This is a genomic window from Kitasatospora sp. NPDC002227, assembly GCF_040296285.1.
Classification (GTDB): domain Bacteria; phylum Actinomycetota; class Actinomycetes; order Streptomycetales; family Streptomycetaceae; genus Kitasatospora.
Genome location: NZ_JBEOWY010000028.1, coordinates 73,038 through 99,925, shown reverse-complemented (window position 1 = coordinate 99,925; position 26,888 = coordinate 73,038). Strand labels below are relative to the sequence as shown.

Genomic DNA, 26,888 nt, shown 5'->3' with positions numbered 1-26,888 from the left:
CGTGAACGTCCTGTGGGCCCTCATACGCGACCGGAGGTGCTACCAAGTCACACTCCCGGCGGCCGAGACGGCTTGACAAGCGACATTAGGAAGCCTTGACGGCGGAGATGTCGAAGCTGAGCTTGACCTTCTCGCCGATCAGCACGCCGCCGGTCTCCAGCGCGGCGTTGTAGCTGAGGCCCCAGGCGGTGCGGTCGATGGTCGCGGCACCCTCGAAGCCGACCCGGTCCACGCCGTACGCGTCGGTGGCCTGGCCGGTGAAGTCCAGGTCGAGGACCACCTGGCGGGTGGTGTCCTTGATGGTGAGGTCACCGGTCATCCGGTAGGAGTCGCCGTCCAGGCGCTCGGCCGAGGTGCTGGTGAAGCGGATCTCGGGGAAGGTCTCGGCGGCGAAGAAGTCGCTGTTGCGCAGGTGCTCGTCGCGCTGGGCCTGGTTGGTGTCGATGCTCGCCACCTTGATCACCAGCTCGGCGGTGGAGTTCGAGGGGGTGTCGCCGTCCAGGTGCAGCTTGCCCTCGTACTCGGCGAAGTTGCCGCGCACGTTGGTGACCATCGCGTGGCGGACGGCGAAGCCGATCTGGCTGTGGGTCGTGTCGATCGCGTAGTCACCGGTGAGGTGGCCGAGGCCCGGGCCCTCGACGGTGGTGGTGGCGGTGGCGGTCTCAGCGGTCTTGGTGCGGTTGAAAATGCCCATGGCTCCTCCTCGGGTCCGAAGCCTTTTGTTTAGGCTTCAACTTGTTGACTCCAGCATAGGACGCCCTGGTTCAAATTTCAACCAGTACGGGCACTATTTCGTCAGAACCACCCGAACGAGCGGTGTCGGCGGGCCGGGCTAGGGTGAAGCGAGTCGACTCCTCGGCCCGGGAGGCTCCCCTCATGTACGCCCTGCATGCCCTCTGGCGAGCCGACGGCCGGCTCGCACTCTGGGCGGAGGACGCGGAGGCCTTCGCCGCCCCCCGGCGCCGCGACCAGGCCGCGCGACTGGCGGGCGGCCCGCCGCAGGCGCACCCCTTCGCCTGCCCGGCCCGCGGCGTGGCCGGGCTGCTCGCCGCTATCGGCCCCGGGCTCGGCTGGCTCGCCGAGCAGGCGCCCGAGCGCTGGTGCACCCTGCTGCTCCCCACCCTCGGTGGCGCCCCCACCCCTTCCCCGCAGCTCCCGGTCGGCGCCGTCAGCCCCGGCTTCGGGCCGTACGCGTGGCGGGTGCCCGTCCTGCTCTTCCCGCCTACCGAGGCCGCCCAGCTGCTGGGCGAGCTCTTCGACCCGCACGGCTCGGTGGCCACCGCCACCGTCGAGGGCCTCGGCCCGGTCGAGGTCGCGTACGGCGCGTCGCTGCGCTGGCTGACCGCCGTCCACGACCTGGCCTGGCGCCTGGTCGGCCGCGGCCGCGTCCTGCCCGTCCTCCGGAGCCTGAACGGCGCCCCGTATGCGCACTGGCAGCCCGCCCTCGATCCGGCGGCCCGCCGCGAGGCCGCCGCCCTGGCCGACGGCTGCCCACCGGTCTGCCGCGCCGAACAGCGCACCTCCCCGGCCCCCACCCCCACCGACCTCCTCGCCGACATCCTCGACACCCTCACCGACCGCGAGGCCCGCACCGCCCTGGAGGGCCTCCCCGCACCCCACGCCGATGCCCCGCTCGGCCCCTGGCTCGCCGCCCTCCACGCCCCGGACGGACTGCTGCGGCCACTGCCCGTTTCTGCGCCGGCGGTCTCGGGCGGGCGGGTCGGTGCCGGGGCGGCGGTCGCCGGTGCGGAGCTGGGCGCGGCAGGGGACGGCGTGCCGGCGTCGGCCGACGCTGTCTCGGACGTCTCGCGCGTCTCGGACGTCTCGCACGTCTCGGACGTCTCGGACGTCTCGCACGTCCCGCACGTCCCGGGCGGGCCGTTGGGCGGCGCTGGATCGGCTGCGCTCGGGCAATCCTCGGCGGCGGTCGGCAGGCTCGGAGGCTTCGCCGAGCTGCGCGAGCAGCTCGCCGCGTGGCAGGCGGGGGCGGCCGATCCGGACAGTCCGGTCCGGCTCTGCTTCCGGCTCTCCGAACCGCTCGGCTCCGACGACCCGGACGATCCGGACGAGCCGCACTCCGACGGCGGTTGGCGGCTCGACTTCCTCGTCCAGGCAGTCGACCAGCCGTCGCTCCTGCTCCCCACCGCGGACCTCTGGGCCGACGGCCCCGCCGCAGCCGCCCTGGCCCGGGCCGTCGCCGGCCCGCCGACGGCGGGCCCCGTTGCTGCTGCCCAGGCGGGCGCCGGCTCCGGCGGCCCGCCGGTCGGGGGAGCCTCGGTGGCGGACGTCGACGGCTCCGCCTGGCTCGACACGTCTGACTCCGCTCCCGCCCGGGCTTCTGCTCCTGCTCCCGCCCCGGCTTCCGCTTCTGCTCCTGCTCCCGCCCCGGCTTCCGCTTCTGCTCCTGCTCCCGCCCCGGCTTCCGCCTCTGCTGCGGTCCGCCCGGGGCGGGGTGTCGCCGTCGATCCGGTGGAGGCGCTCGCCGCCGAGTTCGCCCGGGCGGCGCTGCGGCGGCCGGAGTACGCCAGGGCGCTGGGGGCCGCCCGGCCGACCGGGGTGGACCTCGACCGGGCCGGGGCGCTGGAGTTCCTGCGGGAGGCGGCGCCGGCCCTGGCGGAGGCCGGGTTCGGAGTGCTGGTGCCGGCGTGGTGGCAGCGGCGGCCACGGCTGGGACTGGCCCTCACCGCCGCGCCGGTCGCCGCGCCGGGGGCGGTCGAGCGGATCAACCAGGTCGACCGCGACGCGGTGGTCGCATTCAGCTGGCAGTCGGCGCTCGGCGAAGTCGACCTGACGGAGCAGGAGTTGGCGGATCTCGGGGCGGCCCAGCAGGGGCTGGTCCGGCTCCGGGGCCGCTGGGTCGAGGTCGACCCCGAGCAGATCGCGGCGGCGCTGGCCTTCCTCCGCCACCAAGGCACCGGAGTCATGTCGGCCCCCGAGGCGCTGCGGCTCGCCCTGGCCGCCGCGCCCCAGGTCGCCGGTTTCCCGGTGACCGCCGTCCACGCCACCGGCCCGCTCGGCGACCTGCTGTCCGGCCGGGCGGCCGGACAGCAAGCGGCCCCACCCCTGCCCGCGGACTTCGGTGCCACGCTCCGCCCTTACCAGGAGCGGGGGTTGGCCTGGCTGCACACCCTCACCCGCCTCGGCCTCGGCGCCGTCCTCGCGGACGACATGGGCCTCGGCAAGACCGTCCAGACCCTGGCCCTGCTCGCCGCCGAGCAGCGGCTCGGCATCGGCGGCCCGACCCTGCTGGTCTGCCCGACCTCGGTGGTCGGCAACTGGCGCCGGGAGGCGGCCCGCTTCGCGCCCTCGCTGCGCGTCCACGTCCACCACGGTGCCGACCGGTCCGAACTGCCGGAGGAGACAGACCTGTTGATCACCACCTACGGGCTGCTCCAGCGGGATCTGCCCGTGCTCGGCGGGCGGCGCTGGCGCCGGGTGGTCTGCGACGAGGCCCAGTACATCAAGAATGCCGCCACCGGCCAGGCCCGCGCCGTCCGGGCGATCCGCGCCGACCACCGCCTGGCACTGACCGGCACGCCGGTGGAGAACCGCCTCGCCGAGCTGCACGCCGTCCTGGACTTCGCCAACCCGGGGCTGTTCGGCACGGCGGAGTCCTTCAAGGAGCGGTTCGCCGTCCCGATGGAGCAGGGTGGCAGTGCGACCGCTGGGGCCCAACTCCAGCGTCTCACCGGCCCGTTCCTGCTCCGGCGGCTCAAGTCGGATCCGGTGGTGGCGGCCGAGCTGCCCGCCAAGCAGGAGTTCACCGTCCGGTGCCACCTCACCGCCGAGCAGGCCGGGCTGTACCAGGCGGTGGTGGCCGACCTGCTGCACCGCGTCCAGGGCATCCGGGGCGTCGAGCGGCGCGGCACGGTGCTCGCGGCCATCGGCAAGCTCAAGCAGGTGTGCAACCACCCAGCCCAACTACTGCACGACCGCTCCAAGTTGGCCGACCGCTCGGGCAAGGTCGCCAGGCTGGAGGAGATCCTGGCCGAGGCGCTCGCCGAGGGGGACCGGGCGCTGGTGTTCACCCAGTACGCGGAGTTCGGCCGCCGGCTGCAGCCGCACCTGGCCGAACGGCTCGGCGAGGAGGTGCTCTATCTGCACGGCGGCACGCCGCGCCGCCGTCGGGACGAGCTGGTCGAGCGGTTCCAACAGCCCGACGGGCCAAGGGTGTTCCTGATCTCGCTCAAGGCGGGCGGCGCCGGTCTCAACCTCACCGCGGCCAACCAGGTCATCCACCTCGACCGCTGGTGGAACCCGGCGGTCGAGGACCAGGCCACCGACCGGGCGTTCCGGATCGGGCAGCGGCGGAACGTCCAGGTGCGGCGGCTGGTCTGCGTCGGCACGGTCGAGGAGCGGATCGGCGAACTGATCGAATCCAAGCGGGCGCTGGCCGAGGCGGCGGTCGGCGACGGGGAGCGGTGGATCACCGAACTCTCCACGGCCGCCCTGCGCGAACTCGTCTCCCTCTCCGCCGACGACCTCGAACCGGAGCTCCGATGACCACCGAACGCCTCAATCCGCTGGCCGGCTTCTGGTCCGGAGACTTCACCCTCGGCCCGGCCGAGGACGAACCGGAGCCGCCCCGGGCCTGCGCCCTCGCCGAGCTCGGCCCGGCCGGCCTGCGCGGCGGCGGGCGCGACCTCGCCGCGCTCCTCGCCCCCGCCTACGACCGCTTCACGCAGCGCGATCTTCCCTCCTGACCAGCGAAAACCCGCTGGACGGCAGCCCTATGGTGGGCCGCATGAGCACCGCACCGCGCCTTGAGCCGGTCACCCCGGACAACATCGACGCCGCCCTCGCCCTGCGGGTGCGCCCCGACCAGGAGCACCTGGTGGCCCCGGTGGTGAAGTCCCTCGCCGAGGCGTACGTCCACCCCGAGGCCGCCTGGCCCCGGCTGATCCTCGACGGCGACCGCGTGGTCGGCTTCCTGATGGCCTTCCTCGACATCGACTTCGCCGCCGACGGCGCCGCCCCCGACCTCCGCTCCGGCCTCTGGCGCCTCAACATCGCCGCCGACGCCCAAGGCCGCGGCTACGGCCGCTTCGCCGTCGAATCCGTCGCCACCGAACTCCGCCGCCGCGGCACCACCCGCCTCACCACCACCTGGCACCCCGGCCCCGACGGCCCCGAACCCTTCTACCTCTCCCTCGGCTTCCGCCCCACCGGCGAACTCAGCGGCACCCAGACCGTCGGCGAGCTCCAGCTGACCTGATCCGCCTCCTTGGGCACCGGCACCATCGACGCGGCGTGTCGCGACCCGGTGCGAGCTGGCTGCTAGCAGCGTGCTTGCAATTGCAAGCAGGGTGGGGCAGGCTGGGGGCATGGCTTCACTGAACGTCGGGTCCTTGGGTGAGTACATCCGGGAGCAGCGGCGGAACGCGCAGTACTCGTTGCGGCAGCTAGCGGAGGCCGCCGGGGTGTCGAATCCGTACCTCAGTCAGATCGAGCGGGGGCTGCGGAAGCCGAGTGCGGAGATCCTGCAGCAGATCGCCAAGGCGCTGCGGATCTCGGCGGAGACGCTGTACGTGCAGGCCGGGATCCTGGAGGAGCGGCAGGGGGAGGGGCTCGAGCTGCGGGCCGCGATCCTGGCGGATCCGTTCATCGACGAGCAGCAGAAGCAGGCGCTGCTGGCGGTGTACGAGGCCTTCCTCAAGGAGAACAAGGGCCAGGCGAGCTGAGCAGCAGCGAGCTGGAGCGAAGACGAGATCCGGCAGGCCAGAGCGGCGCTGTCGGCGGACAGGGAGGACCGGTCATGGCGATCACGGACGAGATCAAGAAGACCCTCAGCGACCCGACCCCGCTGTACGCCCTGGCGGGCGCGGGCGACCTCGCGTACGAGAAGCTGCGCGAGGTGCCGGGCAAGGTCGAGGCGCTGGCTGCCGACCGCAAGGGTGCGCAGGAGATGGCCACGGCCCGCCTGCAGGAGGCCCAGGCGAAGCTGGTCGGCGCGCAGGCGAAGGTGACGGAGACCGTCACCACGCTGCCGACCGACCTCAAGGAGCTGCAGGAGAAGGCGCAGACCTTCGCGCTTCAGCAGGTCGGCCGGGCGGCCGAGCTCGCGGTGAAGGCGATGGAGGTCTACGAGGAGCTGGCCGTGCGCGGCAAGGCCGTGGTGGACGGCGAGAAGCCGGCCAAGGCCGAGCCGGCGGAGGCGGTGGCCGAGGAGGTCGTCGAGATCGAGGTCGTGGACGTCGAGATCGTCGAGGAGCCGGCCGCGGAGCAGCCGGCCAAGCGGGCGCCGCGGACCCGTAAGCCGGCCGCGGAGAAGTAAGGCCTTCGGCGGGTGTGCCGGAATCGGGCGGGCACACCCGGGGCGGTCGGTACGTTGTCACCAGAGGTGACGGACCGCCGTGCCAGGACGGCCGGGGTGTGGCCGGAGCCCAGGTGAGGAGGCCGCAGTGCAGCAGATCGTGAGTGTCGGGTACCTGAACCCGCTCTGGTGGCTGGCGATGGCGGTGGTCGGGTTCAAGCTGTTCGCCTTCGTGGACGCGCTGACCCGCAGGGACGACGCCTTCCCCGCCGCCGACAAGAAGACCAAGACCTTCTGGCTGGTCATCCTCGGTTTGGCGCTCGGCCTGGACCTGTTGCTGGGCGCGAGCGTCTTCGGGCCGCTGACACTGATCGGCCTGGTGGCCGCGATCGTCTACGTGGTGGACGTGCGCCCCGCCGTGCGGGCGGTCTCCGGCGGCCGGGGCGGGGACAAGCGGAACATGGGCCCGTACGGCCCGTGGTGAGCAAGGCCGAGGGCCGGGAGCGAACTCGCTCCCGGCCCTTCGCCGTACCGTCAGCCCATGATGAGCGGGACGGGGTTGCGCTCCAGCAGCAGGACGGCGACGTCGTCCGTGAGTGCGCCGCCGTTGAGCTCCTCGACCTCGGCGATGGCGCTGTCGACCAGGCGGCCCCGGGTGAGACCGGCCGACTGGTGGTCGCCGATCAGCTCGACCAGGCCGTCCTGGCCGAGGCGGCGCGAGCCGGCGCCGACCCGGCCCTCGACCAGGCCGTCGGTGTAGAGGAGCAGGCTCCAACCGGGGTGCAGCTCCGTCTCCTGGGCGGGCCACACGGCCAGGCCGTCGTCGCAGGCGAGCAGCCCGAGGGCGGGCCCGGCCTGCTCGGAGGGCAGCAGTGCGGGCCGGCCGCCGGGGGAGAGCAGCAGCGGGGCGGGGTGCCCGGCGAGGTAGAACTCGGCGCGCTCGCCCTCCTGCGGCCCGCTGCCGGAGGGGTGGAGCACCACCATGCAGAGCGTCGCGAAGATCTCGTCGCTGCGGCGCTCGTGCTCGAGGACGTGCTGGAGGGTGGAGAGCAGGGCCTGGCCGGTCAGCCCGGCGAAGACCAGGGTGCGCCACGCTATCCGCAGCGCGACTCCGAGGGCGGCTTCGTCCGGGCCGTGGCCGCAGACGTCCCCGATGACCACGTGGACCACGCCGTCGTCGGTGCGGACGGCGTCGTAGAAGTCGCCGCCGAGCAGGGCGCGGCGCCGCCCCGGGCGGTAGCGGCGGGTGAAGGCCAGGCCGGCGCCGTCGAGCAGCGGGGTGGGCAGCAGGTGGCGCTGGAGCCGGGCGTTCTCCTGGCCGCGCAGCTCGGCCTCGACCAGGCGGCGCTGGGACTCGTCGGCCCGCTTGCGCTCCACGGCGTAGCGCAGGGCGCGGGCCAGCAGCGGGCCGTCCGTCTCGTGCTTGACCAGGAAGTCCTGCGCCCCGGCGGCGACGGCGGCGGCGCCGAGCTCGGGCCCGGCGGCGTCACCGGTGTCGGTGGCGTCGGTGAGCACCACGACCGCCGTGTGCGGGGCGCGGTGCAGCAGCTCGCGCAGGCCCTCCAGGCCGTTGGACCCGTCGGACGGGTGCGGCAGGTCGGCCGGGGCGGCCAGGTCGAGCAGGACGCAGTTGAAGTCGGCGCCGCGCGGGCGGCCGCGCCGGATGGCCGGGGGAGTGGGGGTGAGCAGCTGCGCGGCCTGCTCGATGCCACGGGCCCAGTGCAGCTCGATCGGTGAGCCGCTGTCGGTGACCAGCCGCTGGATCAGGGCGGCGTCGGAGGCGTCGTCCTCGATCACGAGCAGGCGGAACGGCGCGTCCGGCGCGAGGGCGGCGTGCGCGGTGGCTCTCGGGCGCGGTATCGGCCGGGCCTCGCCCTCGGGCGCGCGGCCGGCGGCGGCCGGCTCGGGCGGGCGGACCGCGAGCGCGTCCGGGCAGGCGGTGACGGGCTGGGTGTCGGCCTCGGGCGCCGGGGGAGCGGCGGAGCGGGCGGCCGACTGGCCGGGCAGCTCGGCGCGGCGGCGGCCCGGCGGGTCGGCCGGCAGAGCGCGCTCGGCGGCTTGCTGGCTGGTGCTGAACAGGTCGGGGTGGCCACCGGAGTGCGGGTGGGTGCCGCCGTGGCCGGCGGGGTGCACGCCGGAGAGGGCGGTCGGGTGCAGGCCCGGGTGCGTGCCGGGTAGGTGCGGGCCGACCAGGGCGCCCGGGTGGGTGGCCGTGTGGTCGGTGCGCTCGGCGGCACCGCGCTTGGCCGCACGCTCGGCGGTGCGCTCGGTGGCGCCGGCGGTGGAGCCGACGGCCGCACCCGTCAGCACGGCGGCTGGGGTGCCCGGCCGGGACGAGGCGCTAGGGGCCCGCCCGTCACCCGTAGCGGGCATGGGTTGTTCCTCCCTGTTCCAGACTGGCCAACGGTCGGGCGCGACCCGGAGTGCCCGCCTGGCACCGTATGTCCGGAAGCTTCTCGCGACCATAACGTGATCTCCGAGGAATTCTCAGGCCGACGCCGTCGATGTGGCTAGTGCCACGCTGCCGGTGCGGCGGGCGGTTCGGCTGACACCCCCTGCGGGACGCCCCCAGGGCCGCAGTTGACAGGAGATCGGTACGGTGACACAGATCACGTTGGTCGAGGGTGACATCACGGAACAGCAGGTGGACGTGGTGGTGAACGCCGCCAACACATCGCTGCTGGGCGGCGGCGGGGTGGACGGCGCGATCCACCGCAAGGGCGGGCCGGACATCCTGGCGGCCTGCCGTGAGCTGCGCGCCGGGCACTACGGCAAGGGCCTGTCGGTGGGCCGGGCCGTGGCGACGACGGCCGGGCGCCTGCCGGCCCGCTGGGTGGTGCACACGGTGGGGCCGGTCTACCTGGCGGAGGAGTACGAGGAGCGGGCCGGTCTGTTGGCCTCCTGCTATCGGGAGTCGCTACGGGTGTCGGTGGAGCTGGGCGCGCGGTCGGTGGCCTTCCCGGCGATCTCGGCCGGGGTGTACGGCTGGCCGTTGGAGGACGCGGCGCGGATCGCCCTCACGGCGGTGGCCGAGGCGGCGGCGCCGACGGTGGAAGAAGCCAGGTTCGTGCTGTTCGGTGACGCGGCGTACGAGACGTATCTGCGGGTGGAGCGCGAGCTGGCGCAGCGGAACTGACGGCCCCTCGGGAGGCGCTCGACGGCTCTTGCGGCCCGAGACCATGGTGGCGTGATGGAACGTCAACGCGCCAGTGGTATTCGATAGCTCGTTCGAGTGAATCTGTGCGAAGGCCCCGGGAAAGTGTTCGACAGCGCCGTTCAACCACCCGGCGCTCAGGGCGCCAGGGCGTCCCACGGCACGGTGACCTCGCCCTGGCGCCAGCGCCCCCGGGCGTCGACCAGCGGCCAGCTCCCGGCCAGCGCCGTGCAGGCGGCCGCCCAGCGCTGGCGGGCGCCGAACGCCCCGTACGGCGCGGCGGCCGCCCAGGCCCGGTCGAAGTCGGCGAGGAAGCGGTGCACCGGGCGCCCCGGCACGTTGTGGTGGATCAGCGCCTTGGGCAGCCGATCGGCGAGGTCGGAGGGCTGGCCGAGGCCGCCGAGGCGGGCGGCGAAGGTGACCGTCCGGGGCCCCTCCGGGCCGAGCGCGACCCAGACGTGCCGCCGCCCGATCTCGTCGCAGGTGCCCTCCACCAGCAGCCCGCCCGGGGCCAGCCGGGCGCACAGCCGCTCCCAGACCGCCGCCACGGCGGCCTCCTCGTACTGGCGCAGCACGTTCGCCGCCCGGATCAGCAGCGGCGCGGCGCCGCCGTCCAGCGGCACCTCGAAGCCGCCGCGGCGGAAGGTCAGCAGCGGCGGGTCGGCGTACGGCAGCGCGGCCTCGACCCGGGCCGGCTCGATCTCGATGCCCACCACCCGGGCGTCCGGGCGGACGGCCCGCAGCCGGGCGGCGAGCTCGACGGCCGTCCAGGGGGCGGCGCCGTAGCCGAGGTCCACGGCGACGGGGGGCGTGGCGGCCGAGCGCAGTGCGGGCCCCGTCGTGTGGGCGATCCAGCGGTCCATCCGCCGCAGCCGGTTGGTGTTGGTGGTGCCCCGGGTGACCGTCCCGACCGGGCGGGCGGAGCGCCCACGGCTGGGAGCGGGATCGAACGAGGCGGCCATGCCCGCAGCCTACGTGGCCCGGGCCCGTCGCTCCCAAGCCCGTCCGATCTCTTCCGGCCGGGCGGGAATACCGGCCGTAACCCCGATGGTTGGCACACTGGACGAATGCCACCGGGCACCTGATCGCCCGGCGGGCGCTCCCGCATGCGCGTCGCACGGCCAACGGCGGCCGAGGCGGCACCACCAGCACTGTCCAGTCCCACCAGCACCACCCGAAATGCCGAGCACCACCCGAAGTACCGAGAACCACCAGAGACGCCAAGCACCGCCAGAGGTACCAGGCACCACAAGCAACGAGCACCGCACCGCAACACGAGGCGAGCAGCCCGCAGCCCGGGGAGCAAGAGGAGGCTTCAGCCAGGTGACGCAGCACTCCGCACGGTCGATCCGCCGTGCCCAGACACCGCTCGGAGGCGGTCGGGGGCGCCTGCAGGCGCTGGTCGGCAGCCGGGCCCGGCGCCCACGCCGGATCGCGATGATGAGCGTGCACACCTCCCCGCTGCACCAGCCGGGCACCGGCGACGCCGGTGGGATGAACGTCTACATCGTCGAGCTGGCCAAGCGCCTGGCCGCGCTGGACATCGAGGTCGAGGTCTTCACCCGCGCCGTCAGCTCCGACGACGCCCCGCTGGTCGAGCTGGCCCCCGGGGTGCTGGTGCGGCACGTCACGGCCGGGCCGTACGAAGGCCTGCTCAAGGAGGACCTGCCGGCCCAGCTCTGCGCCTTCACCCACGGCGTGCTGCGCACCGAGGCCGGCCACCGGCCCGGGCACTACGACCTGGTGCACTCGCACTACTGGCTCTCCGGGCAGGTCGGCTGGCTGGCCGCCGAGCGCTGGGGAGTGCCGCTGGTGCACACCATGCACACCATGGCGAAGGTGAAGAACGCCGCGCTGGCCGCCGGGGACACCCCCGAGCCGCCGGCCCGGGTGATCGGCGAGACCCAGGTGGTCGAGGCGGCGGACCGGCTGATCGCCAACACCGCGGAGGAGGCCGGCGAGCTCTCGCACCACTACGCGGCCCGCGAGGACCAGCTGGCGATCGTGCACCCCGGCGTCAACCTCGAGGTGTTCCGCCCCGGCGGGCCCGCCGCCCAGGCCGAGGCCCGAGCCCGGCTCGGCCTGCCGCAGGACGCGGCGGTGCTGCTGTTCGCCGGCCGAATACAGCCGCTCAAGGCGCCGGACGTGCTGCTCAAGGCCGTCGCGGTGCTGCTCGAGCGCGAGCCGGGCCTGCGCGAGCGCCTGGTGGTGCCCGTGGTCGGCGGCCCCTCCGGCAGCGGGCTGGCCAAGCCCGAGGCGCTGCACAAGCTCTCCGCCCAGCTCGGTATCGGTGACGTGGTCCGCTTCCACCCGCCGGTCGGCCAGCAGCAGCTCGCCGAGTGGTACCGCGCGGCGACGGCTCTGGTGATGCCCTCCTACAGCGAGTCCTTCGGCCTGGTCGCCCTGGAGGCCCAGGCCTGCGGCACCCCCGTGGTCGCGGCGGCCGTCGGCGGCCTGCCGGTCGCGGTGCAGGGCGGGGTGACCGGCACCCTGGTCAACGGCCACGACCCGGCTGACTGGGCCCGTGCGCTGCTCCCGTACGCCACCGACCGGGCCCTGGTGGCCCGGCAGGGCGCGGCGGCGGCCCGGCACGCGGCGGCCTTCGGCTGGGACGCGGCGGCGGCCGCCACCGCCGAGGTCTACGCCGGGGCCATGCACCGCCCGGCCGGCCTGCTCTCCCGCCGTCCGGCGTAGAGCCTGTATCGAACGGCCGTGGCGCGGGCGGTAACGTCTGCGCCATGGCTACCCGTACGAAGGACGAGGCCCTCGGGCTGCTCGGTGCCGCGCTGAACGAGTCGGGCGTGGCCTGGGAGCCGGCCGTCACCGACCCGTACACGCTGGTCGCGACGCTGCCCGGCACGCGGAAGCTCTCCACCACCTGTGCGCTGCGGGTCGGTGACCACACCCTCTCCGTCAACGCCTTCGTGATCCGGCGGCCGGACGAGAACCACGAGGGCGTGTACCGCTGGCTGCTGGAGCGCAACACCCGGCTGTTCGGCGTCGCGTACGCGATCGACTCGCTCGGGGACGTCTACCTGGCCGGGCGGCTGCCGCTGGAGGCGCTGACCGCCGAGGCGGTGGACCGGCTGCTCGGCACGGTGCTGGAGAACGCCGACGAGCCGTTCAACACGCTGCTCGAGCTGGGCTTCGCCTCGGCGATCCGCCGGGAGTGGGAGTGGCGGACCAAGCGCGGGGAGTCCACCCGCAACCTGGCCGCCTTCGCCCACCTGGCGGGGCCCAAGGAGTGATCAGGCGCTGACCTCGGCCGGGGTGGCGGTGGCCGGCGCCGAGACCCCGGGGGCCGGGCGGACCCGGACCAGCAGGACGAACCCGGCCGCGGCCACCGTGCCGAGCGCCGCGCAGGCCCACCAGACGGCGGAGCCCAGGTGCTGCAGCAGGTACCCGCCGACCAGCGGGCCGGCGAAGGCGGCCAGCGACCAGGAGAGCGAGAACATGCCCTGGTAGCGGCCCCGGGCGTGGGTCGGCGAGAGCTCGGCGACCAGCGAGACCACCTTCGGGGTGTAGACGATCTCGCCGATCGTCCAGACCACCACGGTGAACGAGAAGAAGGCCACCGAGGAGCCGGCGAAGGCGGTCAGCCCGTAGCCCCAGCCGGTCAGCAGCGCGGCGGTGACCAGCATGGCGGTGCGGCCGCGGTGCTCGATCAGCCGGGTGACGGGCAGCTGCAGCAGCACGATCAGCAGGCCGTTGAGGCTGGCGACCAGGCCGAACTGGCCGGTGGTGAGCCCCGCCCGGCCCATGTCGACGGCCAGGGTGGTGCTGCCCTGCTGGGCCACCAGCGCGAGCACCAGGTTGAGCCCGACCAGGGCCATGAAGCGGGTGTCCCGGAAGACCGCGCCGAGGCCGATCTGCGGTGCACCGTCGCCGGTGGCCGTCACCGGGGCGTCCGGCCTGGTCTCCGGGATCCGGGCGAAGATCACCAGGGCGCAGAGCAGGGTGGTCGCCGCGTCGATCAGGAAGAGCGCCAGGAAGCCGTGCGCGGCGATCAGCCCGGCCATCGCGGCCGAGACGCCGAAGCCGAAGTTGATCGCCCAGTAGTTGAGCGAGTAGGCCCGCACCCGGTGCTCGGGCGGGACGACGTCGGCGATGATCGCCGAGGTCGCCGGGCGGGAGGCGTTGTTGGTCAGCCCGCACAGGAAGGCCACCACGGCGATGGTCAGCTGCCCGCTCGAGAAGCCGAGCAGCGCGGTGCAGACGGCGTTGGAGAGCTGGGCGGCGAGCAGCGTGGGCCGGCGGCCGATCCGGTCGGTGAGCACCCCGGCGCCGAGGGCCGCGACGGCCGAGCCGAGCCCGAAGAGCGCGGCGACCAGACCGGCGTACGACGGCGAGTAGCCCCGGACGGTGGTCAGGTAGAGCGCGAGGAAGGTCACCACGAAGCCGCCCAGGCGGTTCACCAGGGTGGACACGAAGATCCACCAGAAGGCGGCCGGCAGCCCGCCGACCGTCTCGGCCACGGCGGCCCTGACCCGCCCGCTCGCGCCGGTGGTGGACGGTGTGGACGCGGGCATACGGCGGCTCCCCGGGGGTACGGGACGGCAGGACCAGCAGGTGAAGCCCGGCTGTAACGGGCGCCTGCTGCAGGCGCAGCTTACTCATGGACCAAGGCCCCGGCCAGCGGATTTCGGCCTCCTCTAAACTGGGCGCCATGGCTGACACGACCTACCGACTGATCCTGCTCCGCCACGGCGAGAGCCAGTGGAACCAGAAGAACCTCTTCACCGGTTGGGTCGACGTCGACCTCAACGAGAAGGGCGAGAAGGAGGCCGCGCGTGGCGGCGAGCTCCTCGCCGCCGAGGGTTACTTCCCCGACGTGGTGCACACCTCCCTGCTGCGCCGCGCGATCCGCACCTCGCAGATCGCCCTCGACAAGGCCGACCGCCACTGGATCCCGGTCAGCCGCAGCTGGCGGCTGAACGAGCGCCACTACGGCGCTCTCCAGGGCAAGGACAAGGCCCAGACCCTGGCCGAGTTCGGCGAGGAGCAGTTCCAGCTGTGGCGCCGCTCGTACGACACCCCGCCGCCGGTGCTGGCCGACGACAACGAGTACTCGCAGGCCGGTGACGCCCGCTACGCCGACATCCCGAGCGAGCTGCGTCCGCGCACCGAGTGCCTCCAGGACGTCGTCGAGCGGATGCTGCCGTACTGGTACGACTCGATCGTGCCGGACCTGGCCGCCGGCAAGACCGTCCTGGTCACCGCGCACGGCAACAGCCTGCGCGCGCTGGTCAAGCACCTCGACGGCATCTCGGACGAGGACATCGCGGGCCTGAACATCCCCACCGGCATCCCGCTCGTCTACGAGCTCGACGCCGACTTCAAGCCGGTCGCCAAGGGTGGCCGCTACCTCGACGCCGAGGCAGCCGCCGCCGCGATCGAGGCCGTGAAGAACCAGGGCAAGAAGTAACCGCCCGCCGCTGACACGACGAAGCCCCGCCCCCGGGCGACCGGGGGCGGGGCTTCGTCACACCTGGGTGTCAGCCGCCGCACTGGCAGGGGGCGCCCGCCTGGCAGCCGCAGCCGCAGCCCGGTCCGCACCCGCATCCGGCGGCGAGCAGCGGCAGCAGGCGGGGTGCGGGGGGTTCGACGGCGGCGACGGCCGTGGTGTCCGGGGTTTCCTGCATGGCGGTCCTCCTCGATCCAGGCACACGGCGGTGCCTACGCTTCGAGTGAATCCCGCCGCTGATGAGGCGTCAACGGGCGCGCGGGTGCGGGCCGTTCCACGCTACGTGCGCCCCCGGTGGCAGGCCGCCGGGGACGCACGGAGTGGAGGTTTCAGCCCCGGATCACTCCGCCGCGGCCTCGCTGGCGGCGACGAAGTCACCGGCGTGCTCACCGGTCACCAGGAAGACGACGCGCTTGGCGACCGAGACGGCGTGATCGGCGAAGCGCTCGTAGTAGCGGCCGACCAGGGTGACGTCGACGGCGGTCTCGATGCCGTGCTGCCAGCGGTCGTCCAGCAGGTGCGAGAAGAGCTCGCGGTGCAGCGCGTCGATCGCGTCGTCGTCCCGCTCCAGCTCGAGCGCGGCGTCCACGTCCTTGGTGGTGATGACCAGGCCGGCCTTGGCCACCAGGCGCTGGGCGAGCTGGCCCATCTCCAGGACGATCGGGTGCAGGTCGTGCGGCACGGCCGTCTCGGGGAAGCGCAGCCGGGCGACCTTGGCGACGTGACGGGCGAGGTCGCCGCAGCGCTCCAGGTCGGCGCTCATCCGCAGGGAGGTGACGACGATCCGCAGATCGGTGGCGACGGGCTGCTGGCGGGCCAGCAGGTCGATCGCGCGGTTCTCCAGGTCGTGGTGGAGCGCATTGATCTTCGCGTCCGCCGCGATCACACTCTCCGCCAGGGCGAGGTCGGCGTCGAGCAGCGCGGTGGTGGCGCGGCCCATCGCCGAGCCGACCAGGCGGGCCATCTCGACCAGGCCGTCGCTGATCGAGTCGAGTTCCTCGTGGTAGACGTCGCGCATGCTGTTCTCTCCTCAGAAGCTGTGCCGGTGGCGGTGCCGACAGGTCAATTCGTACGACCACTTCGCTGCGGGTGGCGCGAATCGTACGCGCGACCGTGCCCACACGGGCTGCTCTTTCAGAGACTGATCCGTTCGGGCGACCACGGACGACCCGCCTGGTGAACCGGTGGAAACCTGAAGGTGAACTTTCGGCAACGCCCGGCGGATCCCTTGATCACACCCCGGGGGTGCCCGGGCGCGGAGCGCTTACGCTGGCCGTATGGACGTGAACGTGGCCGCCGCCGCTGCCTGCGCCATAGCCGGGCTCGGTGTCGGCCTCACTGCTGCCATCGCCTTCCGGTGGAGCGAGCGCGAGCAGGCCAGAGGCGGCAAGAACAACGGGGGCGGCAGTGCCCGGGGCGGGGTCAGCGCGACCCCGGCCCAGGAGTCGCCGCTGCCGCCGGGGGTGGACACCGTGCTCTCGGTGCTGCGCTCCTGCGCGATCGTGCTCGGCGAGGCCGACGAGGTGGTCAAGGCCAGCTCCGCCGCCTACGCGATGGGCCTGGTGCGGGGCGGGGCGATGGCGGTCGAGCAGATGCTCGCGCTGGCCCGGGCCACCCGCCGGGACGGCGAGATCCGCCAGGTCGAGCTGGACGTGCCGCGCCCCGGCGCGGCCCGCGCCGCCGACCCGCTGGCGGTCTCGGTCCGGGTCGCCCCGCTGGGCTCCCGGCTGGTGCTCGTCCTGGTGGAGGACCTCACCGAGCGCCGCCGGATCGAGGCCGTCCGCCGGGATTTCGTGGCCAACGTGAGCCACGAGCTGAAGACCCCGGTCGGGGCGCTCTCGCTGCTCTCCGAGGCGGTGGCCGACGCCTCCGACGACCCGGAGGCCGTGCAGCGCTTCGCCGGCCGGATGCAGATCGAGGCGACCCGCCTGGCCAGCCTGGTGCAGGAGATCATCGACCTCTCCCGGGTCCAGGACGACCAGCTCCTGGTGGACCCTGAGCCCGTCCCGGTGGACGAGCTGATCGCCGAGGCGATCGACCGCTGCCGGCAGCCCGCCGCCGCCAAGCAGATCCTGATCGCGGCGGGCGGCATCGGCGGTCTCTACCTGCACGGCAACCGCGGCCAGCTGGCCGCCGCGCTGGGCAACCTGGTGGAGAACGCCGTCAACTACAGCCCGCCCCGGACTCGGGTGGCCATCGCCACCCGCCGGATCTCCAGCGCCGCCGCACTCGGCGAGGCCGACGGCGAGCTGATCGAGATATCGGTGACCGATCAGGGCATCGGCATCTCGGAGAAGGACCGGGAGCGCGTCTTCGAGCGCTTCTACCGCGTCGACCCGGCCCGCTCCCGCGCCACCGGTGGCACCGGCCTCGGCCTCTCGATCGTCAAGCACGTGGCCGCCTCCCACGGCGGCACCGTCTCGGTCTGGAGCGTCGAGGGCCAGGGCTCGACCTTCACCGTGCGGCTCCCCGCCGGGCACGCCCCGGCGCCGGAGCAGCCCGGCGCAGCAACCGTCACACCGCGAGAATCAACCCCCCTTCCTGCCCCGGAGGCTAGACCGTGACCCGAGTACTGGTGGTCGAGGACGAGGAGTCGTTCAGCGACGCCCTCTCGTACATGCTCCGCAAGGAGGGCTTCGAGGTGGCCATCGCCGCCACCGGCCCCGACGCACTGGAGCAGTTCGAGCGCAACGGCGCCGACCTGGTGCTGCTCGACCTGATGCTGCCGGGCCTGCCGGGCACCGAGGTCTGCCGGCAGCTGCGCGTGCGCTCCAACGTCCCGGTCATCATGGTGACCGCCAAGGACAGTGAGATCGACAAGGTCGTCGGCCTGGAGATAGGGGCGGACGACTACGTCACCAAGCCCTACTCCACCCGTGAGCTGGTCGCCCGGATCCGCGCGGTGCTGCGGCGCCGCGGTGAGGACGGCGGCGGTGCGGGCGACGGCGGCGGCCCCGGCGCGCTGGAGGCGGGCCCCGTCCGGATGGACGTCGACCGGCACGTGGTGACGGTGGACGGCGCCAAGGTCGACCTGCCGCTCAAGGAGTTCGACCTGCTCGAGATGCTGCTGCGCAACGCGGGCCGGGTGCTCACCCGCATGCAGCTGATCGACCGGGTCTGGGGCGCCGACTACGTCGGTGACACCAAGACGCTGGACGTCCACGTGAAGCGCCTGCGGGCCAAGATCGAGCCGGACCCGGGCGCCCCGCGCTACCTGGTCACCGTGCGTGGCCTGGGCTACAAGTTCGAGCCGTAAGCCGAAGCGGTACGCAAGGGCCCCCGCCGGGACGACCGGCGGGGGCCCTTCGGCGTCTGCGTCAGTGCGCGGTCGGGCTGGCGGTGGCACCCGGGGTGGCCGCGCCGGTCGCCGTGGCGCCGGGGGTGGCCGGGGCGCTCGCGGTGGCGCTCGCACCGGTGGCCGGGGTCGCACCCGCCGAGGCGGCGGCCGAGGCCGAGGCACCGGCGGCCGGCTTGGTCTCGGCCGGGCCGAAGTCGGACCACTGGCCGCGGGCCGGGAAGACCTGGGCGGCGGAGGAGACCTTGCCGGCCTTGGCGAAGGAGAAGGTGGCGTTGGCGAAGCCGCCGACCTTCACGGCCGCCGTGGCGAGGTGCGCGCTCGGCTGGTCCGGGCCGCCGAGCAGCACCGAGGAGCCGCCCGGGATGACGATCTCGCTCATCGCCGCGCCCTTGGCGTCGGTGAAGGTCGCGGTGGCGCCCTCGCCGAGGGTGATCGACTGCAGCGTCTCCGGCGTGGCGCCGGCGTTGCTGATGTTCACCGTGACATTGGCCGGGCCGGGCTGCTCGGCGACGGCGTCGGCCTTGGTCACCACCACGATGTTGTTGAGCCTGAGGGTGTTGCCGATCGAGGTGGCGGCGTTGTCCGGCTTGACCTGCAGCGTGTCGGGGGTGTTCCCGGCGGCGCAGGCGGACAGCGGAACGATCGCGGCGAGAACGAGGGCGGCGATTGCGCCGCGTCGAAGGCTGCGGCTCACGGCGGCGGCTTCTCCTTGGATCACGGGTCGGGTGGTCACGGCTCAGGTTACCGACCGTACTTATCCGCTTCGCACGGGGTGGCCCCGTGTCGCGCGCCGAGCCCCCGGACGGCGCTCGCCCGTACTCGAACGACCGTACGGTCGAGGCCCCCGCCCGACCGGTCGTGAGCACCGTCACGTGCCCGGATTTCGACGGCGAGCAGATCGGGCCCGTACCTGCAGCAAAAACTCAAGATCAAATCATGGTTTCGACAGTTCTTCCAGAGGTTTCGTCAGGTGCCCGTACCACCTCCCACCTGCGGGAAGCCTTCGCGAGGGCTTGGTCGCAGCACGTCATGGGGGTGCTTGTCAAGCCCCGAGACCGGCCCTGACCTGCGAAAACGCCCTTCGGGCGCGCCGAAAAGCGTGTTATTCTGGAAAGCCACGGAAGGGGTCCTGTCACATGACGTTCAAGGTTGGCGACACGGTGGTCTACCCCCATCACGGGGCCGCGCTGATCGAGGCCATCGAAATTCGCCAGATCAAGGGTGTGGACAAGACCTACCTGGTGCTCAAGGTGCAGCAGGGAGACTTGACGCTGCGCGTGCCCGCTGAGAACGCCGAGTTCGTCGGCGTGCGTGACGTAGTCGGCCAGGAGGGTCTGGACCGGGTCTTCGAGGTGCTCCGCGCACCGTACACCGAGGAGCCCACCAACTGGTCCCGCCGTTACAAGGCGAACCTGGAGAAGCTGGCCTCCGGCGATGTCATCAAGGTGGCCGAGGTCGTCCGCGACCTGTGGCGCCGGGAGCGCGAGCGCGGCCTGTCGGCCGGCGAGAAGCGCATGCTCGCCAAGGCCCGCCAGATCCTGGTGAGCGAGCTGGCGCTCGCGGAGAACACCAATGAGGACAAGGCGGAGACGCTGCTCGACGAGGTCCTGGCCTCCTGAGTCCGCGTCCGGCCCCCTGACGGGGTCGCACCGCACCATGCCAAGGCGCCCGATGCCGGTGCGTCGTCTGATCTCACGTAAGGTCAGGTGACGGGTCGTCATGCCGGGCGCTTCGGCATACCCGGGCCCGGGTCGGCCGAAGACACGCCTGGCGTGACGACGGAGTGCAGGCGCCGGTCGGGCTCGCGGTCGGAAGGGGCCCGGGTGGCGCACAGATGGCCATACCCACTTCGCCGAAGGAGCGAAACCTGAACGCCTCAGCAGCAGTTGCAGCAGCCGTCGTCCCCGCCGCCGGGCGGGGGGAGCGGCTGGGGCCGGGAGCCCCGAAGGCCCTGCGGGAACTCGGCGGGGTGCCCCTGCTGGTGCACGCCGTCCGGGCGCTGGCGCGCAGCCGGGCGGTCGGCCTGGTGGTGGTCGCGGCCCCCGCCGACGGCGTGGCGGAGGTCGCCGCGCTGCTCGACAGCCACGGCCTGGACGGCAAGGACATCAAGGTGGTGGCCGGCGGCGCGACCCGCCAGGAGTCGGTGCGGCTCGGACTGGCCGCCGTCCCCGCCGAGTTCGACGTGGTGCTGGTGCACGACGCGGCCCGCCCGCTGGTGCCGGTGGACGTGGTGGACGCCGTCGCGGCGGCCGTCCGCGGCGGGGCCGTGGCGGTGGTGCCCGGGGTGCCGCTGGCCGACACCGTCAAGCGCGTGGTGCCGCAGCCTGGCGCGCCCGAGCCGGTGCTCGACACGCCGGACCGGGCCTGCCTGCGCGCGGTGCAGACCCCGCAGGGGTTCCGGCACGCGACGCTGAGCGAGGTGCACGAGAAGGCGCTGGCCGAGGAGGCCGGCGGCACGCTGCCGCCGGTGACGGACGACGCCGGGCTGGTCGAGCACTACGGCGGCCAGGTGGTCGTGGTGCCCGGCCACGAAGAGGCGTTCAAGGTGACCCGACCGCTCGACCTCGTGCTCGCCGAGGCCGTGCTCGCCCGCAGGAGGGCTTCCGATGGCTTCTGACCGGCCCGTCGTCCCCCGGGTGGGGATCGGCACCGACGTGCACGCCTTCGAGGCCGGGCGCCCGCTCTGGGTGGCCGGCCTGGAGTGGCCGGAGGCCGAGTACGGCCTGGCCGGGCACTCGGACGCGGACGTGGTGGCGCACGCCGCCTGCGACGCGCTGTTCTCGGCGGCCGGCGTCGGCGACCTGGGCGCGCACTTCGGCACCGACCGCCCGGAGTGGGCGGGCGCCTCCGGGGTGACGCTGCTGGCCGAGGCCGCCAGGATCGTCCGGGCGGCGGGTTTCGAGATCGGAAACGTCTCCGTCCAGGTGATCGGGGTGCGCCCGAAGGTCGGCAAGCGCCGTGCGGAGGCGCAGGCCGTGCTCTCGGCCGCCGTCGGCGCGCCGGTCGCCGTCTCCGGCACCACCACCGACGGCCTGGGCCTGACCGGCCGGGCCGAGGGGCTGGCCGCGCTGGCCACGGCGCTGGTCTACGAACGCTGAGCGTGTGCTCCCGGCCGTCCGGGTACGGAGTGGCTAGCCTGGGCTGCGGTATTGGGACGACTGAGAAGAGGGCCTGGGCATGGCCGCACAACTCTCCGACCGGGCGAAGGCGTTGCTGGACGGCAAGACCTTCGCAGTGATCACCACACTCCAGCCGGACGGAAGCCCGCAGTCCTCGGTGGTCTGGGTGAAGCACGACGGTGACGACGTGCTCTTCTCCACCGTCGAGGGTCGGCGCAAGCACCTCAACATGGCCAAGGACGCGCGTGTCTCGCTGCTGGTCAACCCGCCGGACTCGCCGTACGAGTACTTCGAGGTGCGCGGCGAGGTGGCGATGACCCGCGAGGGCGGCCGGGAGCTGATCGACGAGTTCTCGCAGAAGTACCGGGGCGAACCGGTCTACGGCTTCGACGGCCCGGACGATGTCCGGGTGGTCTGCCGGCTCACCCCGCGCAGGGTCGTCGGCGGCATCTGATCCCGCGTGAGGCCAGGAAGTAGGGGCCCCGCCCGGCAAAAGGTGGCGGGGCACCCCCCTGGGCCCACTACGCTTGACGCTGTGAGCCTTCGCCTGTACGACACCAACACCCGCCAGGTACGCGACTTCGTCCCGCTTGTACCGGGTTGTGTCTCGATGTACCTGTGTGGAGCGACCGTCCAGGCGGCCCCGCACATCGGACACATCCGGTCCAACCTCAACTTCGACGTGATGCGCCGGTGGTTCAGCTACCGGGGTTACCAGGTCACCTTCGTCCGGAACGTGACGGACATCGACGACAAGGTGATCGCCAAGAGCCACGAGTTCGGCATCCCGTGGTGGCAGATCGGCTACGCCAACGAGATCGCCTTCAACGAGGGCTACGACCAGCTCGGCTGCCTGCGGCCCTCGGTGGAGCCCCGGGCCACCGGGCACGTGCCCGAGATGATCGAGATGATGCGCGCGCTCATCGAGAAGGGGCACGCCTACGAGGCGGACGGCAACGTCTACTTCGCGGTCACCACCTACCCGGACTACCTCGAGCTCTCCAACCAGGAGCTGGAGAACCTGCGCCAGCCCGCGATGGCCGGCGAGACCGGCAAGCGGGACCCGCGTGACTTCGCGATGTGGAAGGCCACCAAGGAGGGGGAGCCCAGCTGGGAGACCCCGTGGGGCCGGGGCCGCCCGGGCTGGCACCTGGAGTGCTCGGCCATGGCGCACAAGTACCTCGGCAGCGCCTTCGACATCCACGGCGGCGGGCTCGACCTGATCTTCCCGCACCACGAGAACGAGATCGCGCAGTCCAAGGCCTTCGGCGACGACTTCTCGAACTTCTGGGTCCACAACGCGTGGGTCACCCTGAGCGGCGAGAAGATGAGCAAGTCCCTCGGCAACTCGGTGCTCGTCTCCGAGATGGTGCAGCGCTGGCGCCCGATCGTGCTGCGCTACTACCTGGCCGGCCCGCACTACCGCTCGATGATCGAGTACAGCGAGGAGTCGCTGGGCGAGGCCGAGACGGCCTTCGCCCGGATCGAGGGCTTCATCCAGCGCGTGGTCGAGCAGTGCGGCGCGGTCGACGCGGCGCCCGAGGTGCCGCTGGCCTTCGCCGAGGCGATGGACGACGACTTCGGCGTCCCGCAGGCGCTGGCCGTGGTGCACACCGCCGTCCGCCAGGGCAACAGCGCCCTGACCGCGGGCGACAAGGAGAACGCGGTGGCGCGTCTGGCCGAGGTCCGTGCGATGCTCGGTGTACTGGGCCTCGACCCGCTGGACGAGCAGTGGGCCGGTGCCGCCAAGGGCGACGACCTGCACGGCGTGGTCGACTCGCTGGTCCAGCTGGTGCTGGAGCAGCGGCAGGCGGCCCGGGCCCGCAAGGACTTCGCCACCTCGGACGCCATCCGGGACCAGCTCACCGCAGCCGGTCTGGTGATCGAGGACACGCCGTCCGGCTCGCGCTGGACGATCAACAACCAGTAACCCCTGCGAAGGGGTGAGGATGGGCCGTACCGCAGTGGTACGGCCCATCCGCATGACGCAGAGCATGCCTGAGGCCGTCCGGTCGTCGGGTGTGACGGACAGACAGGAAGTACAGGCATGGCCGGCAACAGCCAGCGTAGGAACCGACGCAACCCCGGATCGAAGAAGGGCGCGAGTGTCGGTACGGGCGGCCACAGCCGGAAGGCGCTCCAGGGCAAGGGCCCGACGCCGCCGGCCTCCGCCCGCAAGGGTCACATCAAGCAGCGGCAGGCCAACGCCGCGGTCAAGCGCGAGATGGACGCCAAGTCGCGGGCCGGCATGCGCCGCGCCGGCGCCGGCGGCCGGGGCGGCCGCGGCGGCGCGGGCTCGGCCGAGCTGGTCTTCGGCCGCAACTCGGTGGTCGAGGCGCTGCGCGGCGACGTGCCCGCCACCGCCCTGTACGTCCAGCAGTTCATCGACACGGACGACCGCACCCGCGAGGCCCTCCAGGCGGCCACCGAGCGCGGCGTCCCGCTGATGGAGGCGCCGCGCGTCCAGCTGGACAACATGACCGGCAACATGAACCACCAGGGCCTGGTCCTGCAGGTGCCGCCGTACGAGTACGCCCACCCGGACGACCTGGTCGCGGACGCCGCCGACAACGGCGAGGACGCGCTGATCATCGCGCTGGACGGCGTCACCGACTCGCGCAACCTCGGTGCCGTGGTCCGTTCGGCCGCCGCCTTCGGCGCGCACGGCGTGGTCATCCCCGAGCGGCGCGCCGCCGGTATGACGGCCGGTGCCTGGAAGACCTCCTCCGGCGCCGCCGCCCGCCTGCCCGTGGCCCGGGCCACCAACCTGACCCGCACCCTGGAGGCGTACCAGAAGGCCGGTCTGATGGTGGTCGGCCTGGCCGCCGACGGCGAGGCCGAGATCGGCGACCTGGACCTGCTGGCCGGGCCGGTCGTGATCGTGGCCGGCTCCGAGGGCAAGGGCCTGTCCCGGCTGGTCTCGGAGACCTGCGACATGCGGGTGCGGATCCCGATGTCCGGGCTGACCGAGTCGCTGAACGCCGGTGTCGCGGCGGGCATCGTGCTGTACGAAGCCGCGCGGCTGCGCGCCCGGGGCTGATCCGGCGGACGAGACCGATCGAGCCCGGTCAGGCTCGGTCGGTCTCGTTCGGTTTGCGCATGATCACTTCAATCTGCGCCGTGAATCCACCCGGGAGAGTGTCCTAACCGGGCGTCACCCGGTTAGACGGGTGTGGACACCAGAACACCTCGGCGCCCCGGGCGGGGCGGCCCGGCGGGGATAGACTCCGACCCCGGCCTCAACACGGTCAAGGTGCCGTCCGACCCGGCCAAGCTGAGCAGCACCCAGGCCAGCTTCAAGATCAGGCTCGCCGCCCCCGTGGCCCCGCTGATCGACGCTCCGGCCGGTGCGGCCTTCGGCGACCCGTACGGCATGCAGAGCTTCGCCGCCCGACCGCTGGTCACCCCGCAGGTGGTGGTGGACAGCTCGCAGCTGCCGGCGCTCGCCGGTGTCTCCGCCTCTGTCGGTGCGCCGCGGCGCAAGGGCCGGGTCACCGCCGTCACCTGGAGCGGTCAGGCGGCCCCGGGCGACCTGGCGGCGACCCAGCTGCTCGAGGCCGTCCGGCGGGGCACCGTGCCCGCCCCGGCCTCCCCGGCGGTGGAGGACACCCAGCAGCTGCCCCCGCTCGGCCAGGCCGTGCCCCGGCAGTCCGGGCCGCCGGAGCCGGTGGAGTCGGCCGGGACGGTGCAGCAGGAGCTGCCCCCCACCCGCGGGCCGTGGGCACCCACCGGTGAGCTGCCGGACGTACCGGCCGGCGAGTCCCGGCACGCCTGGTACCCCGGCCGCAAGGTCGACCTGGGCCTGGTGCTGCTGCCGCTGCGCGTCGTGCTCGGCGCGCTCTCCGTCTACGCCGGTTTCAGCAAGCTCTGCGACCCGGTGTACTTCGACGGCGGCGACCGCGGCTCGATGATGCGCTGGCTCGGCTCGCTGCACCCCTGGCGGGTGGCCCAGCCGCTGCTCGACTTCGCGATGGCCCACCCCGTCGGGGCCGGGCTCGGGGTGGCCTTCACCGAGGTCGTGGTCGGCGTGCTGTCGATCCTCGGCCTCTGGCAGCGGGTGGCCGCCGGGGCGGCGATGCTGCTCTCGGCCGCGCTGCTCTTCACCGTCAGCTGGCGGACGGTGCCGGTCTACGACACCCCCGACCTGATCTTCCTGGCGGCCTGGAGCCCGCTCCTGATCGCCGGCGCGCCGTTCGGCTCGCTGGACGGGCGGATCGCGCTGGAGGCCTGGCGGCGGTACGGCTCCGCCGCGCCCGCGGCGCTGCGGCGCCGGGTGCTGCGGCGCGGCCTGGTGGTCACCACCGTGGTGGTGGGGCTGACCATGCTGACCGGCTCGATGCTCGGTGCGGCCGTCCGCACCGGGGGGCGGACGGGGCCCGGCCCCGGCCGGCCGCCGACCGACTACGGCTCCCCGGTCTGGCCGAGCAACGGCCCGTCCCAGGCGGCCACGCCCAGCACCGCCCCCTCGACCGCGCCCAGCGCGCCGCCGTCCCCGGCGGCCTCGCCGAGCCCGAGCGCGGGGCACAGCCCCAAGGCCCACCAGAGCCCCAAGGCCGGTGCCAGCACGGCCGGGAGCGGCGGGTCGAGCGCCTCGGGCAGTTCGGGCGGCTCCGCCGGCTCCGGCCACACCGGCGCCCCGGGCAGCACCGCCCCGAAGCAGCCCAGCTCCTCGGGCACCCCCGGGCTGATCGGCGGGGTGCTCGGCAGCGGCCCGCTGCTCGGGCTGGGTGCGCCGCAGGGCGCGCACCACGTGGCGTAGGCGGGCACCGCACGCAGGAAGGCCGGGAGCTCGCTCCCGGCCTTCCTGCTGCCCGTTACGCGACGGTGGCGCGGCCGGCGCCGGAGGCGAGCTCCTTGGCGGCCTCGGTGAGGTCCTTCGCGGTGTCGATGGCGCGCCAGTAGCAGCCCTGCGGGAGCTGGTAGCCGGCCAGCTGCCGGCTGCGGGCGAGCTGGGGGAAGGTGGTGCGCTCGTGGTCGCCCACGTCCGGCAGCAGCTCGCGGAAGGCCGGACCGAAGACGTACAGGCCGGCGTTGATCAGGAACGGCGAGGGCGGGGCCTCGATGAAGTCGAGGACGTTGCCGAACTGGTCGGTCTCCACGGCGCCCCAGGGGATCCGGGGGCGGGCCAGGGCGAGCGTCGCGACGGCGTCCCGCTCGTGGTGGAAGGCGGCCATGTCGCGCAGGCTGAAGCGCGTCCAGATGTCGCCGTTGGTGGCGTACCAGGGCTCGTCGGGGCGGGGCAGCGCCTTCGAGGCGTACTTGAGCCCGCCGCCGCGGCCGAGCGGCTCGGTCTCGACGACCGTGCGCACGTTGAGCGGCAGGTCGGCCTTGTCGAGCCACTCCTGCAGCACCTCCGCCAGGTGGCCGCAGGAGATCACGGCGTCCGTGACGCCCTCCTCGGCCAGCCAGGCGAGCTGGTGCCCGACGATCGGTGTCCCCGTCCCGGGGATCTCGACCAGCGGCTTGGGCCGGTCGTCGGTGTACGGCCGCAGCCGGGAGCCCTGGCCGCCCGCCAGGATCACCGCCTGGGTGACGGGCGGGGCGGTGGTGGGGCGGCTGCTCGGACTCGTGGAGTCAGTCATAGCGAGAACAATAGGGTC

The 26,888-nt window shown here is 73.4% G+C and carries 27 protein-coding genes; 19 read left to right on the top strand and 8 right to left on the bottom strand.

The window, feature by feature from the left end:
* Positions 1-85 precede the first annotated feature (85 nt).
* Positions 86-694, bottom strand: a complete 609-nt coding sequence (locus ABT095_RS23905) for a YceI family protein (protein ID WP_350531511.1) — start codon at positions 692-694, stop codon at positions 86-88.
* Between the two features lie 182 nt (positions 695-876).
* On the opposite strand from ABT095_RS23905, the gene ABT095_RS23900 reads away from it, so the two are divergent.
* The 6 genes from ABT095_RS23900 to ABT095_RS23875 all read left to right on the top strand — a co-directional run bounded on the left by ABT095_RS23900 (position 877) and on the right by ABT095_RS23875 (position 6,737).
* Positions 877-4,503 (top strand): SNF2-related protein, encoded by a 3,627-nt coding sequence (locus ABT095_RS23900; protein ID WP_350531510.1) that lies wholly within the window; start codon positions 877-879, stop codon positions 4,501-4,503.
* Positions 4,500-4,703 (top strand): hypothetical protein, encoded by a 204-nt coding sequence (locus ABT095_RS23895; RefSeq protein ID WP_350531509.1) that lies wholly within the window; start codon positions 4,500-4,502, stop codon positions 4,701-4,703. Before ABT095_RS23900 ends, ABT095_RS23895 begins: the two co-directional genes overlap by 4 nt.
* 41 nt (positions 4,704-4,744) lie before the next feature.
* Positions 4,745-5,215: a GNAT family N-acetyltransferase gene (locus ABT095_RS23890; protein WP_350531508.1), complete on the top strand. Its 471-nt coding sequence runs from the start codon at positions 4,745-4,747 to the stop codon at positions 5,213-5,215.
* A gap of 109 nt (positions 5,216-5,324) precedes the next feature.
* Positions 5,325-5,681: a helix-turn-helix domain-containing protein gene (locus ABT095_RS23885; protein ID WP_350531507.1), complete on the top strand. Its 357-nt coding sequence runs from the start codon at positions 5,325-5,327 to the stop codon at positions 5,679-5,681.
* Between the two features lie 74 nt (positions 5,682-5,755).
* Positions 5,756-6,274 (top strand): hypothetical protein, encoded by a 519-nt coding sequence (locus tag ABT095_RS23880; RefSeq protein ID WP_350531506.1) that lies wholly within the window; start codon positions 5,756-5,758, stop codon positions 6,272-6,274.
* A gap of 127 nt (positions 6,275-6,401) precedes the next feature.
* Positions 6,402-6,737, top strand: coding sequence for a DUF2516 family protein (locus ABT095_RS23875; protein WP_350531505.1), 336 nt, complete (start codon positions 6,402-6,404; stop codon positions 6,735-6,737).
* Positions 6,738-6,787: 50 nt separating this feature from the next.
* Here the strand turns inward: ABT095_RS23875 and ABT095_RS23870 are convergent, their stop codons facing one another.
* On the bottom strand, positions 6,788-8,260 hold the full coding sequence (locus ABT095_RS23870) for a PP2C family protein-serine/threonine phosphatase (protein ID WP_502884982.1): 1,473 nt from the start codon (positions 8,258-8,260) through the stop codon (positions 6,788-6,790).
* A 592-nt stretch (positions 8,261-8,852) separates the two neighbouring features.
* Between ABT095_RS23870 and ABT095_RS23865 the strand changes: the two genes are divergently transcribed.
* Positions 8,853-9,389, top strand: a complete 537-nt coding sequence (locus ABT095_RS23865; protein WP_350531503.1) for an O-acetyl-ADP-ribose deacetylase — start codon at positions 8,853-8,855, stop codon at positions 9,387-9,389.
* 155 nt (positions 9,390-9,544) lie between these two features.
* Here the strand turns inward: ABT095_RS23865 and ABT095_RS23860 are convergent, their stop codons facing one another.
* A complete protein-coding gene (locus tag ABT095_RS23860) occupies positions 9,545-10,369 on the bottom strand; it encodes a class I SAM-dependent methyltransferase (RefSeq protein WP_350531502.1) in 825 nt (274 codons plus the stop codon).
* Between the two features lie 361 nt (positions 10,370-10,730).
* Between ABT095_RS23860 and mshA the strand changes: the two genes are divergently transcribed.
* On the top strand, positions 10,731-12,101 hold the full coding sequence (gene mshA / locus ABT095_RS23855; RefSeq protein WP_502884981.1) for a D-inositol-3-phosphate glycosyltransferase: 1,371 nt from the start codon (positions 10,731-10,733) through the stop codon (positions 12,099-12,101).
* Between the two features lie 44 nt (positions 12,102-12,145).
* Entirely contained in the window at positions 12,146-12,655 is a 510-nt protein-coding gene (locus ABT095_RS23850; RefSeq protein WP_350531501.1) for a type III secretion system chaperone family protein, read from the top strand.
* On the opposite strand, the gene ABT095_RS23845 is transcribed toward ABT095_RS23850, so the two are convergent.
* The gene (locus ABT095_RS23845; RefSeq protein WP_350531500.1) at positions 12,656-13,936 is read right to left on the bottom strand and encodes an MDR family MFS transporter; all 1,281 of its coding nucleotides are present in this window, start codon (positions 13,934-13,936) and stop codon (positions 12,656-12,658) included. It lies immediately after the preceding gene.
* Positions 13,937-14,073: 137 nt separating this feature from the next.
* On the opposite strand from ABT095_RS23845, the gene ABT095_RS23840 reads away from it, so the two are divergent.
* Entirely contained in the window at positions 14,074-14,832 is a 759-nt protein-coding gene (locus ABT095_RS23840; protein ID WP_350531499.1) for a phosphoglyceromutase, read from the top strand.
* Positions 14,833-14,902: 70 nt separating this feature from the next.
* Here ABT095_RS23840 and ABT095_RS23835 read toward each other — a convergent pair whose 3' ends face one another.
* Both ABT095_RS23835 and phoU read right to left on the bottom strand, forming a co-directional pair.
* On the bottom strand, positions 14,903-15,049 hold the full coding sequence (locus ABT095_RS23835; RefSeq protein ID WP_168219604.1) for a hypothetical protein: 147 nt from the start codon (positions 15,047-15,049) through the stop codon (positions 14,903-14,905).
* Between the two features lie 162 nt (positions 15,050-15,211).
* A complete protein-coding gene (gene phoU, locus ABT095_RS23830; RefSeq protein ID WP_350531498.1) occupies positions 15,212-15,889 on the bottom strand; it encodes a phosphate signaling complex protein PhoU in 678 nt (225 codons plus the stop codon).
* Positions 15,890-16,148: 259 nt separating this feature from the next.
* Between phoU and ABT095_RS23825 the strand changes: the two genes are divergently transcribed.
* Positions 16,149-17,435, top strand: a complete 1,287-nt coding sequence (locus ABT095_RS23825; protein WP_350531497.1) for a sensor histidine kinase — start codon at positions 16,149-16,151, stop codon at positions 17,433-17,435.
* Entirely contained in the window at positions 17,432-18,127 is a 696-nt protein-coding gene (gene phoP / locus ABT095_RS23820; protein WP_104816822.1) for a two-component system response regulator PhoP, read from the top strand. Before ABT095_RS23825 ends, phoP begins: the two co-directional genes overlap by 4 nt.
* Before the next feature lie 61 nt (positions 18,128-18,188).
* Here phoP and ABT095_RS23815 read toward each other — a convergent pair whose 3' ends face one another.
* Positions 18,189-18,863 carry a DUF461 domain-containing protein gene (locus ABT095_RS23815; protein WP_350531496.1) on the bottom strand — a complete coding sequence of 225 codons (675 nt, stop codon included), beginning with the start codon at positions 18,861-18,863 and terminating at the stop codon, positions 18,189-18,191.
* 442 nt (positions 18,864-19,305) lie between these two features.
* On the opposite strand from ABT095_RS23815, the gene ABT095_RS23810 reads away from it, so the two are divergent.
* From ABT095_RS23810 to ABT095_RS23780, 7 genes are all read left to right on the top strand, one after another.
* Positions 19,306-19,788: a CarD family transcriptional regulator gene (locus ABT095_RS23810; RefSeq protein ID WP_030244332.1), complete on the top strand. Its 483-nt coding sequence runs from the start codon at positions 19,306-19,308 to the stop codon at positions 19,786-19,788.
* Between the two features lie 215 nt (positions 19,789-20,003).
* Positions 20,004-20,786 carry a 2-C-methyl-D-erythritol 4-phosphate cytidylyltransferase gene (gene ispD, locus ABT095_RS23805; protein WP_350531495.1) on the top strand — a complete coding sequence of 261 codons (783 nt, stop codon included), beginning with the start codon at positions 20,004-20,006 and terminating at the stop codon, positions 20,784-20,786.
* A complete protein-coding gene (ispF, locus tag ABT095_RS23800; protein ID WP_350531494.1) occupies positions 20,776-21,267 on the top strand; it encodes a 2-C-methyl-D-erythritol 2,4-cyclodiphosphate synthase in 492 nt (163 codons plus the stop codon). Before ispD ends, ispF begins: the two co-directional genes overlap by 11 nt.
* 79 nt (positions 21,268-21,346) lie before the next feature.
* Positions 21,347-21,742, top strand: coding sequence for a PPOX class F420-dependent oxidoreductase (locus ABT095_RS23795; protein ID WP_350531493.1), 396 nt, complete (start codon positions 21,347-21,349; stop codon positions 21,740-21,742).
* An 81-nt stretch (positions 21,743-21,823) separates the two neighbouring features.
* Entirely contained in the window at positions 21,824-23,218 is a 1,395-nt protein-coding gene (gene cysS, locus ABT095_RS23790; RefSeq protein ID WP_350531492.1) for a cysteine--tRNA ligase, read from the top strand.
* A 117-nt stretch (positions 23,219-23,335) separates the two neighbouring features.
* On the top strand, positions 23,336-24,328 hold the full coding sequence (gene rlmB, locus ABT095_RS23785; protein ID WP_350531491.1) for a 23S rRNA (guanosine(2251)-2'-O)-methyltransferase RlmB: 993 nt from the start codon (positions 23,336-23,338) through the stop codon (positions 24,326-24,328).
* Between the two features lie 132 nt (positions 24,329-24,460).
* Positions 24,461-26,047 carry a DoxX family membrane protein gene (locus ABT095_RS23780; protein ID WP_350531490.1) on the top strand — a complete coding sequence of 529 codons (1,587 nt, stop codon included), beginning with the start codon at positions 24,461-24,463 and terminating at the stop codon, positions 26,045-26,047.
* Positions 26,048-26,102: 55 nt separating this feature from the next.
* Here ABT095_RS23780 and ABT095_RS23775 read toward each other — a convergent pair whose 3' ends face one another.
* Positions 26,103-26,870 carry a nucleotidyltransferase family protein gene (locus tag ABT095_RS23775; protein ID WP_350531489.1) on the bottom strand — a complete coding sequence of 256 codons (768 nt, stop codon included), beginning with the start codon at positions 26,868-26,870 and terminating at the stop codon, positions 26,103-26,105.
* Between the last annotated feature and the right edge of the window lie 18 nt (positions 26,871-26,888).